Source organism: Candidatus Neomarinimicrobiota bacterium, assembly GCA_036476315.1.
In the GTDB taxonomy this organism is placed as follows: Bacteria; Fidelibacterota; Marinisomatia; order Marinisomatales; family S15-B10; genus JAZGBI01.
Window position 1 is genome coordinate 22,237 of sequence record JAZGBI010000037.1, and the last position, 11,322, is coordinate 33,558.

Here is an 11,322-nt window from a genome sequence, read left to right on the forward strand (position 1 = left end):
ATCAGCCACGAAGGAACACGAAGTAACACTAAGAATCTTAAGAGCTTAGAGACAAATGATACTTTTGACTGTCTCGAAATACTTTTGGTGAAAAAATGAATTCAAGTTTTTGTTTTTATACTCTTTGTGTATCTTAGCGTTCTTAGTGGCGAATCTCAAGATCCCGTGGATAATGAAGGTTAGAAGATTCCTGTCCCCAGTTATTGTTTGCCTGATAGCGTTCTTCCAGGGTGTTGCATCTGCCTCGGTTGACTCCCAGGATACAATTTTTGTTGAAGATGAGAGCCTTCGAGGGACGCTTATCCAGTTTGCGGGCGGGGAAAGTGCCTGGGGATTTCTCAACGAAGACACGATTCCTGACCTTGCCCACACCGGCTACTCGGATTCGCTGGGAGGAACGATTGTCTCCATCTATTTCTTCAACGGGGAGGGTGAGATTGACACGATGCAATCTCTAACGGCCGGATTAATAAGCGATCCCGCCGGAGGGTTTGGCAGCATCGCTCTGGGTGATTATGACAATGATGGAGATCTGGATATTCTGGTAACGGGAGGAGCTGCGGCCGTTCTGTTCGAAAATGACTCGACAGGCAGGTTTGTCTCTTCTGTGCTGACTCATTTTCCTTTTCTGGTCTACAGCAAGGGACGATGGATCGACCTGGACAATGACGGTGATCTCGATCTTTTCATCATGGGTCTGGACGCTATTGAGGAGAGACTCGTTACGAAAATCTACTTGAACGGTCCTCTGGGGACCTTTGTGGCTGATGAGACGCAAATCCTGGCCAATCTCGCCAATGGTGACGCAGCGTGGGGTGACTATGATAATGATGGCGACCTGGATCTTGTTGTGGCAGGTCAAAGTACCGACGTCCTTTCTCATGTCATCAAGGTATTCAAAAACGAGCCCACCGGTCGTCTGGTGGAGGATCCTAATCCGAAGTTGACCGGATTGAAAGCCGCCACTGTTTCATGGGGTGATTACGATAATGATGGCGATCTCGACCTGATAAGCACAGGGTGGGATGGCGTGAGTCCGGCGACTTATATCTATGAGAACGAGCCAGTGGGGACTCTGTCTGAAGAAAAGAATCAGATTTCTTTTGGAGTCACTTACGGTTCAACGAATTTGGGCGATCTGAACAATGACGGAAATCTCGACATGATATTGACGGGCGCCGACAGTGTCAGCGCGGATGCAGAGACACTTCTTGTGCACACGGCCAAGGTCTATCTGGGTGATGGAGACGGTCTGTTCACGGAGATTCAAACGATCGAGGGAGCCATTAACGGTAGCTTCGGTGACTACGACGGAGACGGTGACCTGGACCTGTTTGTCAATGGATATGCCGTTCCGGGAAGCTTGAACACTGCTTACGCCAAGATTTTCACCAACACTGTCGAGGTGGCAAACGAAGATCCTTCTCCTCCCGCTTCTCTATCGTCTTTCGCCGTGGGCAATAAGGTGACCCTGACCTGGAGTCAGGGCTCTGACGACAGGACGCCAAAATCAGCGCTGGTTTACAACGTCAGAATGGGAACGTTGGCCAATGGGAACGCAATCCTTTCCGGGACGGTGCCTCTTGGGGTTGGAAACATTGGGCAGGGGCTTATCAAAGTTTTTCGGGATATTCCTCCGGGAACTTACGTCTGGAGCGTTCAAGCCATTGACCAAGGGCTGCACGCTTCGGAGTGGTCCACTGAAGATACTCTAATCATTCAGCGCCTGGTAAAATCTAACCAATCACTGTCAGGCGTTTGGTTCAATACAGCGTCGTGGAATGATTACGACAATGACGGGAACCTGGATCTCGCCTTAACCGGTATTTCTTTTGCTCTTGGTGATACGGCTACAAGGTTATTCAAGAATGAACCGCCGGGAAGGCTGTCCCAGGATTTAGCGCAAGACATTCGGGCCGTGTGGGGAGGATCCATGGCCTGGGGTGATTACACGAACGACGGCTTTCTCGATTTTGTTATTTCCGGGCTGGATGGGCTGGCTCCAGCGACGTACCTGTATGAATGGGTTGAATCGGAACGGAAATTCAGGCTGGATGCAACGCAGGAAGTATCCCAGGTCTGGGGAGGAAATCAGAATTCGGACTGGGCCGACTACGACAATGACGGTGACCTGGATCTCGTTGTGGGAGGTCTCGATTTTGACAGCCAGATGATTCTCAAGATCTTTCACAACGATACGTCAAGTATATTTATGGAAGACACACTGCAGAACCTTGAGCCTCTGTGGCCTTGTGTCAATAGATGGATAGATTTCGACGCTGACGGTTTCGTCGATCTTTTTACATCCGGCGTGAGCTCGGACAGCATCTATTTCCAGAAGATCTACATCAATGATTCCCGGGGTCTATTTGTCGAAAGCATCTCTCAGATAGGTGAGGGAGTGAAGGCGGGGGCCGCTGCCTGGGGTGACTTCGACAGTGATGGATTTCCCGATCTCGCGGTAACCGGGCTTCATGACACGGGAGAGCTCACGCTGAAAGTATTCAATAATGAGGACGGCATCTCATTAACGCAGGTGGTAGCATTCCCAGGTGTCTATTTTGGTTCCCTGGATTGGGGTGATTATGACAACGACGGTGATTTGGATCTCGTGGTCTCAGGGAATTCCACTTTCTTCGGAGAGATTGGTGCTGATCCTGTGACCCACGTTTACCGCAACGATACCGGGGACGATTCGACAGCTTTCGTTCAAGATGATTCGCTGTTCCTTGAAGGAGCGGGTGCAAGTACCGTACTGTGGGGAGACTATAACGGGGACGGTGATCTGGATCTCCTTGTGGCTGGTAACAGCTCCTCCGGCGATGAGTTTTCACTGGTCTACGATAATCTTGAATCGATCGAAAACGCGAACCTGCCGCCTCAGGCGCCTTCGGGACTTCTGGCTCTTGTGGATACCCTGGAGGCGACCATTAACCTGGAGTGGCTTCAAGCGGAGGATCAAATCTCCCCTGCATACGGTTTTACCAGGTCCGAGGGTCTGACCTATAACCTGCAGGTTGGAAACAGTGATGGAGGGCATGAAATTGCTTCCGGTAACCTGTCCTATGGACTCGGATCCCGGGGACCTGGCGAACAGGCGTATTTGCGCGATATTGATACATCGCCTCCTGGAGTGGATACGGTGATTGCGACATTCGGGTCCGGCATTGCAGCAAGGCAGATTAACCTGGTCATCAGATTTCTCGAGACGGGGGTCTACTACTGGCGTGTGCAGGCGGTGGATAACGGCTTTGCCCGGTCTGACTGGTCTTCCACCCAATCATTCTATTTCGGGATGAACAACAACGTTGCTCCGGATGTCGCCATCCTCCATCCTGGAAGGGCATTTCCAGACACCATTTGGGCGACCCAGCAGAGTTTTTCGGAAAATGTCTGGACCGGAAGTCTCGTCTTGCCGGATACAGGATTTTCAGGTGAGGCGATAGAAATAGTGATTCAAAGGGCCAGAAATATGGCGGGAATTGACATGATGCCCACCACATTTTACCGGTCACCGTCAAAAGTCACGAGGGCGGAGGGAGGAACGGTTATCAGTGACGACGGGATGGTAACGCTTCAGCTCTCCCCGAACTCCGTACCCGAAGATGACGTGGTCAAGATCCGTGCTCTGGCATCGTCTCCTCCCGACAGCCAGGGAGCAGTTCCAGTCACGAGATTGTACCGAATCTCTGGCGAGACTTCCGTGCTAAGAAAACCAGCGGTCCTCCGTATGGTATACGACACCTCCCTCGTCTCTCTTTCTTCGCTTCCGTATGATCCCGACTCATTGTTCATCGGTCATGTCTCAAACACCGATTCGACTGTACGCTGGGCCGGAGGAACGATTGATACAACGGCTGGGTCCCGCAGAATCACCACCTGGATTGATACATTAGGTCTCTATGCCGTCTTTGAAAATCGAGGATTTCAGGTCCCTGCTTTCAAGGCACTCGATAATCTGACGTGTCAACCCAGAATTTTCTCTCCAGGAGGAGGTGTATTTGACGCAAGAACAAACATTCTTTTCGATTTGAACGAAAATGAGAAAGTAACCATTAGAATCTTCAACCCTGCTGGCCGGCTTAAGCGAACAGTCGTCTCGGGCGACCTTATGCAAAAAGGTTCCAACGCAGTTTCCTGGGATGGAATGGATGATGAAGGCCAGGTGCTGGTAAGCGGGCTATATATCATCACCGTTGAAACGTCAAGAAAGACCGGAGCGACGACCGTGGGTGTTTTGAACAAATGAACCTCACCGTTGACTTCCCGATGAGCGTCGATCGGTGTGGCGTCGTCAGACTCCTGTTCATTCTGGTCCTTGGAGTGAATTCGGCGTTCCCGCAGGGAGAAGAACAGGTATTCGTGGGGTCCCGCCCCCTGGGCATGGGCGAGACATTCGTCGCCGTCGCCGACGATGGGAACACCATCTATTGGAACCCCGCTGGACTCCCCGGTCTGCGAAGGCAGGAAATCACCACAAGCTACACTGATCTATTCGGTCTGGCGATCATCAATAGCTACGTCGGTTACGTCCTTCCCTTGAGGGACGAATTCGCCCTGGGCCTCGATTGGTATTATCTCGGATTTGATGATGAGGAGCTTGGGTACTCCCGCAATAAAGTGAATTTCGCCTTTGGCTTCCAGCTCTTCCAGAGAGTTGCTCTCGGAGGTAACATCAAGTACATTTTCAATGATATGAGTCTGGACGGGACGTCGTACGGCAGAAGTTCCGGAGTCGGATGGGATTTCGGAGTGCTGATCACTCCATGGCCGAAACTGAGAATCGGTCTGGTGGGGTACGACATTTCTGGGACGTCGGTCACGTATGACAACAATATCGAAGAAGAAATTCTCAGTCAGAAGATGCGAGCCGGACTTGCATGGAAACCCCGTGAAGGTCTAACAATAGCACTTGACGTTGATGACCGCTGGCATTTGGGGGCGGAGTACTGGATATTGGAAGGACTCGGAATACGAGGGGGTGTCCAAAGGGATCGCCGGACGCACAAGTCGGATCCGCCGTTGATTGTTCCTTCTGCAGGCATTGGATTGAGATACAAAGCACTGAGATTTGATTATAGCTTTGAACAGAATCCTTATCTGTACCCCACCCATCGATTTTCCCTTTCGTTTCAGCTTCGTCCGGCACTTGTGAGCATTACCTCTGCGTCAGTCCTGCATACGCCGTTATTCAGATCGTTATACCACTTTTATGAGGATGAGGAATTCGCTCAGGTGACTCTAAAGAATTCAGCGGACAAAGATTTGCCTGTAAAAGTATCGCTGTACGTACCTACGATGATGGAAACTCCACACGAAGAGAACATCGTCTTGCCGGCGAAGACCGTTCAGGAGTATACTCTCGGGGCGACATTCTCCGATGACATTCTGACATCCCCTCGTGCGCCATTCGACAACCTTGTCCAACCCGAGGTGAAAATCTCCTACACTCAAGAAAGACAGGAAAAATTCGCTCAGAAGAAAATGGATCCTACGTACGTATTGGGACGGGGCAAAATAAGCTGGGCCGAGCCTGAAAGAATCGCCAGCTTCGTTATGCCGGAGGATCCCGCGGTGGATCGAGTAGCCAAGTACTATATTGGATACTATGCGCCGATTCTCAAGAATTACCTGAATCGTTCGAATCTCGGCAGAGCCATGATATTGTTTGACGCACTGGGAAGTCAGGGACTGTCATACGGTCCCGATCCTCAAACCCCCTTTCTGCAAATCTCGAAAGACCGGAGTGCATTCGATACGGTGAAATATCCTGTTGACTTGCTGAAAACGAAGGTGGGAGACTGCGACGATCTCACAGTGCTGTACGGGTCCTTACTGGAGAATTTGGGAATTGCTACAAGATTTCTCGACGTATTTGCTCCGGGTGAGGGGCACATATTCTTGATGTTTGACAGCGGTGTATCTCCTCAATCCGTGGAAGAGACTTTCCTGCAGCAATCTGACGTGGCCATCGTGGATGGTCGCGTATGGATCCCCGTGGAAACCACTCTGGTGGGACAACCCTTCTTTCTCGCGTGGCAGCAAGGGGCTTTCGAGTACCAAAAGCGCAAGAACGAACAGACCATGAATGAGATTGACGTTCGCCGAAGCCAGCAAACGTACCGACCTGGAAGCATTGAAGGCATTTACGACACGGTTCTGGAAGAGAAAGGTGTAAGTGATCTTCTAAAAGCCGATCTCGAACAGTACAGTCTCATGATACAGCAAATCGTGTTTCGCCAAACAGGAAATCTGCGGAGCGCGGAGGATTATTATGACGCGGCGGCCATTTATTTGGATTTCTCCCGCCTGTCAGAGGCCATGGAGATGCTGGAAGATGCTCTAAGGCTCAGGAAGAATTTTCCAGACGCCGTCAATACCCTCGGCGTTGTCTACACGAAAATGGGGGAGTACGACGCGGCCATAGAACAGTACAACCGGGCCCTAAAGCTCTTGCCCGATCACCCGGGATTCAAATTGAACATTGCCATTACTCACTACCTTCAAGGAAAAAAGATTCTTGCCCAACAGGAATATGAGGAAGTAGTGAGATTAGACCCCAATTTTGCGGGAGGGTTGGATCTGCTCCTGGGGATTCAGGAGAGAGACGAGGGAGGACCCCCGGAGGAACCTATCCAGTTTATGAAAGAGATATCCCCCTTAATCGTGACCGAAGAGCTTGAAACGGAAATCTCTCCCCCGGCGCGTCAGATGTGGCTGGGAGCTGAGGGAGAAGATGTGAGAGACCGGGCTCCTGAGGTCGAAGCGCTGGAGACGTTCAGAAAAAGGAAAGCTAAGAGCGATAACGCGGTAGGACTGGCCTTTGCCCGCCGGGGAAACATGGAGATGGCCGCGGATTTCTTTCGAAGGGCTCACAGATCTGATCCTGACAATACCGGTTACCTGGTGAACCTCGCCACGGCTCACTATGTCCTTGGACGATATGATGCCGCGCTAATGGAATACGATGAAATCGCAATCCGGAATCCTGAACTGCTTCCGCAGTTGAAATTCATCGTGAGCAAGGGCAAGGAAAGAGCTGGAATCAGGCTCTTTGAGTAGGGAACAGGACTTGAATCCCGCAGCTGGTTTTCTCCTCACTTTTTCTCGATTTTGTCGAGATCACTGAATCTCAAGATTCTGTGGAGAATCGTCGCTAAGTGATGTGAGGGTCTTTGTGCTTTTTGTCTTGATACAAAAAGCACGAAAAAAATCAAGGCTGGATTCCTCCGGGCTGGGCCGTCATTGGTTTCCTCGAAAGAAACCAAACTCCCCCGATAGTCATCGGGGTCAGACAAGGATTCTTTCTTAACGGAAACCGCCTCCGGTTCTATTACGCCCGAAGGAATTAGGTCGGTTAAGAAACCTTGATAGTCGATACCATTGCGGAGATCTTCAGACAGTTGTGGACTCTCCAAATGGGATTATTCGAATAATCTTCCGGGCTAGATACTTCAGATACGTCGAAATGAGAGCGGGAGTATCCTTCTTGGTGCCGATTCATCGGCACCATCAGTGGCCCTAAAAGAATTTGCGCAATAAAGGGGATGCCAAGTCCGTGGAAGAGAATCAATTACTGTTTGAGTCCTCCCGACTTGTCGGGGGGAGGAGTTTAATTGATTCCCACGGACGCAGGCAGTCCCGCCCAAATTATTTTCCAGCCAAAGGCCTTTTGGTACTTTTCTGCCTGAGAAAAGTACAGAGAGAAACACTCTGTAGATAATCTCACAATGAGAACGTGGAGGAATCCGAGGAACGGAAGTTCCTGGGACAGCACTCAGATTGAACAATCACCACAAGATTCTATGTAGTTCCGGCAGACAGGATCGGCAGACAGCATCGGTCTTGTATCTGACCGCCGGAATGTGTAAAATAGTGATGAACACGATCTGGTTTGTGTGACGGTGGTGGAAAAAACATGAATTTGGTTAAGTACCGGGAGCTCGGGGAGAAATTATGAGATACGCATCAACCACGATTAGTCTATTGACGACGCTCTTTCTGTCAAGTTATCTTGGGGCGGCACTTCAAGACACAGCCGAACAGAAGGACAGTTCACCTGGAAAGGAAGAACAGGCGGATCTTTCTGATATCTGGCTCAATACCGTATGGAAGAATATCGACGAGATCACGACAACAAAGGAATCGTTTGATGTGGAGAAGGTTACTACTGTAGCGGGCGTTCGCGGAGCAGAGGCAGAAGATGAGGCTACGAATGAACTGTACTACAGGGGAAGTATGCGTTCCCCGAGTATGGAGGATTTGAAATCAGCGATAGAGAGGTTGGAGGGCCTTATCGAAGACGACCCGGATGGAGAAAAGGCGCCGGAATTCAGATACTATGTTATCCAATGCTATCTTCAGTTGGGGAACGAGGACAAGGCTGGAGAACTGGGGGAAAAGCTTCTTGAAGACCACCCAGATTCGAAGTGGGCGGCGCTGTATAAGAAATAACTCATTTTATATACTCACTCCATAATTCAGTCGGATCCTGCAACGAGCCAGAAATAGGAATAGAATAATACAAGTCCTGTAACCACCAGGCAGAAGGTTCCCACACCAGAAATTTCTCGAGCTTTCTCGAAGTTTTCTTCCTGCTTCTGCCGGTAGAGATGGCGGAAATTGATCTTCTTTCCGGCCTTCTTCGCCTCCTGCTTGCAGCGTACCGCCGCGACCCAGAATTGGGGAATTTCAACTAGTGAGAGGGAGTTGAGACCCTCCGTTTGAGCCTTCTTAATAATTCGATGGTCGCAAGGGGCGTTCTCTTCAGCCATCTTCTCCGGTTGGGCAGATATAAGCGTTGAAAGGACGATTAATGTGAGGAGTATTTGCTTCATACGCCGTGGATCATTGTTTGAGTTCACACCAGGGTTTGCGACTGCTCCCCCCTTCCAATCCCATTTCTACTGACCATGTAGTATGTCTCACTTTTTCCCGATTTGGTCGGGATACTGCAAAAACTTGGCCCGTCTACACGTCGTTACGACGGACAAGCAGGCAGGGAAATATTGAGCCAAGAATGGGTGTCGGGATCTCAAGATCGAGGACGAATCACCACCCGGCGCAACGGGATTAGGCCCGCTCCTCCAGTTTGGAACGAACTCTTACTTCTTGGGCTATTGTTTCTGAGAGTCTGTCCTCTTCAACATCAAGATCGTAGTCCATTTGTAAACCGAGCCAGAACTGTGGAGACATTCCAAAATAATGAGCCAAGCGAAGAGCTGTATCTGCCGTGATTCTCCGTTTCCCCAGCACTATTTCATTTATTCTTCGAGGCGGAACCCCTATGTCATTGGCCAGTCTGTTCTGACTCAATCCCATCGGCTTGAGGAACTCCTCCATCATTATTTCACCAGGGTGCACTGGTGGAATTCTTCGGGCTGTCATGGATCACCTCCTAGTGATAATCAGTGATTTCAACATTCATAACCTCCCCTTCATTCCATTCAAAACAGACTCTCCACTGATCATTGATGCGTATGCTGTGTTGTCCTTTTCTGTTTCCAGACAAGGCTTTGAGTCTACTAGATGGTGGAACGCGCAAGTCCTGCAGAGTCTGAGCACGGTTTAACATTCGTAGTTTTCGAAAGGCGGTTTTCTGAATGTCATGAGGATATTTCCGTGAAAAAACTCGTCTGAATGTTTTTTCTGTTTCCTTCGACCTAAACGATTTTATCACGCTAGAAAGTAGGGCCTATAACGCATAACGTCAAGCGTTAAGAATAACCGACCACTCTGGTCTCCATTCTTTAGCGAGCATGCTTTTCCGCAGGACCCTGTGGGGTTCGTTTCCGCCTACTCCCGAGGGGGCAGGCAGGTCTGCCTCAGGCACAAGCAAAATGGCAAAAATGTGAAGATTTGGGGTTGACTGGATAAACGGGCTTGTGGTTAACCGGTGATGGTGGGAGGTTTGTTACGACGGTCAAGAGAAATATTCAGCTACCAGCCGAAGATTATTCCGAATCTGAAAGCAGGTTTTGACAGATTGATGGTTCCGAACACGGCTTCTTCATCACCCCCGTTCGTCCACTTGTCCCCCTTAAACTTCCCCCTGAGGTACCCCAGATTGGCTTCGACAGCCAGAAATGTGCCAATGTAGTATCGCACCCCTGTCCAGGTGTAGAGCGCAGAATTGCCGTTACGCGTGCCCGCCCGGGTCGTCGCCGAAAACTGAAAATGCGAGCTTGGTGCCTCTATGTTCTGTTGAATAAACTCGGCTTTTCCGAGAAGGAGCGCAAACCCGAAATTCGCTTCGAATCTCCTGAAAAACGTAAAGAACGTCTGAATTGATATCCCACGCATCAGCATGATCAGGACAAAATCGTCCGAAGACTTCTCCGGGATCAGCGCGTTGGAAAGTCTGAAATACCCAAGTCTTACAGAAGGATAAACCTGGACGGAGATGTCATACCCAAAGGGTAACCACAACGGTCCAACCTTTTTGTCGAGAGAATCCTTGATGGAATCGTTGAATTGCGAATAATCTGGGTATATTACTCCCAGTCCCAGCCCCGCGGAATACTTGAACTGTCCAGACACTGCGGTGACGGCAACGAACAGGAAAGTGACTGAAAGTCTGGCTACTGGGCGAGGCCGTAAGTGCGAGATCAAGTTATTCACAGGCGATTTGTCTTCTGCCATTGACAACGACTCACTAAATTTAATCTGGCATGCTTCAAATCGAAATGAAGTTCTTTCTCCCATCGTTGTTTGTGGTCTCCTGTCTCTATTCGGCCCCAGTGCACCACGAGATTGTTTTTGAAGGGGGTGAGACTATTTCGGGGAGAGTGGCGAGAATCACGGGTGACTCTCTCTATTTCCAGCCCTTTGGACTACCATCACAGGTAGCTTTTTCATTGGAAGACGTACTGTACTCGCATGACGGCGAGGGGAGGCTTTTTCATATATCGCAACGGCTGAAGGATTTCATCCAGAAAGCTGTGGGTCGTGGGGGTACCATTACCACAAAAGACGGCCAGGTTATCCCCTACGTTGATCTAGAAGATGAACTCTTCATGCACAGTCCGGGACTGGCATTCCGGGTAACGGATTCGGATCCAAAGGAGCACATAAACTTGTGGAGCATACATAAGTTGACTGTTGACCACACCCTGTCTGAATACGCTGTCAGGAAAGGGTTTTACGCAGGAAGCGGGCTGGCCCTTCTGTCCTTCCTTCTGAAGTTCGACTCGTTCAGGCAATTCTTGAATTTCAACAAGCTATATTCGAACACAATGGACGTATACCCCAGTGCCGTTACTTTCCTGCCGTTGATGACAACAGGGTGGGTAATCTACGACCTATTCCGAGGGGATAGGGAAC

At 50.0% G+C, this 11,322-nt stretch carries 8 protein-coding genes; 4 read left to right on the plus strand and 4 right to left on the minus strand.

The window, feature by feature from the left end; translation table 11 throughout:
* The first annotated feature begins 172 nt into the window (after positions 1–172).
* The 3 genes from V3U24_04005 to V3U24_04015 all read left to right on the plus strand — a co-directional run bounded on the left by V3U24_04005 (position 173) and on the right by V3U24_04015 (position 8,454).
* Positions 173–4,249: an FG-GAP-like repeat-containing protein gene (locus tag V3U24_04005; GenBank protein ID MEE9166613.1), complete on the plus strand. Its 4,077-nt coding sequence runs from the start codon at positions 173–175 to the stop codon at positions 4,247–4,249.
* Entirely contained in the window at positions 4,246–7,062 is a 2,817-nt protein-coding gene (locus V3U24_04010; protein ID MEE9166614.1) for a tetratricopeptide repeat protein, read from the plus strand. The genes V3U24_04005 and V3U24_04010 overlap by 4 nt, the downstream gene beginning before the upstream one ends.
* Before the next feature lie 894 nt (positions 7,063–7,956).
* Positions 7,957–8,454 carry a tetratricopeptide repeat protein gene (locus V3U24_04015; GenBank protein ID MEE9166615.1) on the plus strand — a complete coding sequence of 166 codons (498 nt, stop codon included), beginning with the start codon at positions 7,957–7,959 and terminating at the stop codon, positions 8,452–8,454.
* A 26-nt stretch (positions 8,455–8,480) separates the two neighbouring features.
* On the opposite strand, the gene V3U24_04020 is transcribed toward V3U24_04015, so the two are convergent.
* The 4 genes from V3U24_04020 to V3U24_04035 form a co-directional block, all read right to left on the minus strand.
* Entirely contained in the window at positions 8,481–8,774 is a 294-nt protein-coding gene (locus V3U24_04020) for a hypothetical protein (GenBank protein ID MEE9166616.1), read from the minus strand.
* Positions 8,775–9,072: 298 nt separating this feature from the next.
* Positions 9,073–9,387, minus strand: coding sequence for a HigA family addiction module antitoxin (locus V3U24_04025; GenBank protein ID MEE9166617.1), 315 nt, complete (start codon positions 9,385–9,387; stop codon positions 9,073–9,075).
* A 10-nt stretch (positions 9,388–9,397) separates the two neighbouring features.
* A complete protein-coding gene (locus V3U24_04030; GenBank protein ID MEE9166618.1) occupies positions 9,398–9,679 on the minus strand; it encodes a type II toxin-antitoxin system RelE/ParE family toxin in 282 nt (93 codons plus the stop codon).
* A 260-nt stretch (positions 9,680–9,939) separates the two neighbouring features.
* Positions 9,940–10,641, minus strand: coding sequence for a hypothetical protein (locus tag V3U24_04035; GenBank protein ID MEE9166619.1), 702 nt, complete (start codon positions 10,639–10,641; stop codon positions 9,940–9,942).
* A gap of 44 nt (positions 10,642–10,685) precedes the next feature.
* On the opposite strand from V3U24_04035, the gene V3U24_04040 reads away from it, so the two are divergent.
* Positions 10,686–11,322: hypothetical protein (locus V3U24_04040; GenBank protein ID MEE9166620.1), on the plus strand; the 637-nt coding region annotated here is incomplete at its 3' end.

What these genes read in the sequence shown, in the direction of transcription:
- V3U24_04005 (MEE9166613.1), top strand. Translation starts at nt 173, where the DNA reads ATGAAGGTTAGAAGATTCCTGTCCCCAGTTATTGTTTGCCTGATAGCG.
- V3U24_04010 (MEE9166614.1), top strand. Translation starts at nt 4,246, where the DNA reads ATGAACCTCACCGTTGACTTCCCGATGAGCGTCGATCGGTGTGGCGTC.
- V3U24_04015 (MEE9166615.1), top strand. Translation starts at nt 7,957, where the DNA reads ATGAGATACGCATCAACCACGATTAGTCTATTGACGACGCTCTTTCTG.
- V3U24_04020 (MEE9166616.1), bottom strand. Translation starts at nt 8,774, where the DNA reads ATGGCTGAAGAGAACGCCCCTTGCGACCATCGAATTATTAAGAAGGCT.
- V3U24_04025 (MEE9166617.1), bottom strand. Translation starts at nt 9,387, where the DNA reads ATGACAGCCCGAAGAATTCCACCAGTGCACCCTGGTGAAATAATGATG.
- V3U24_04035 (MEE9166619.1), bottom strand. Translation starts at nt 10,641, where the DNA reads ATGGCAGAAGACAAATCGCCTGTGAATAACTTGATCTCGCACTTACGG.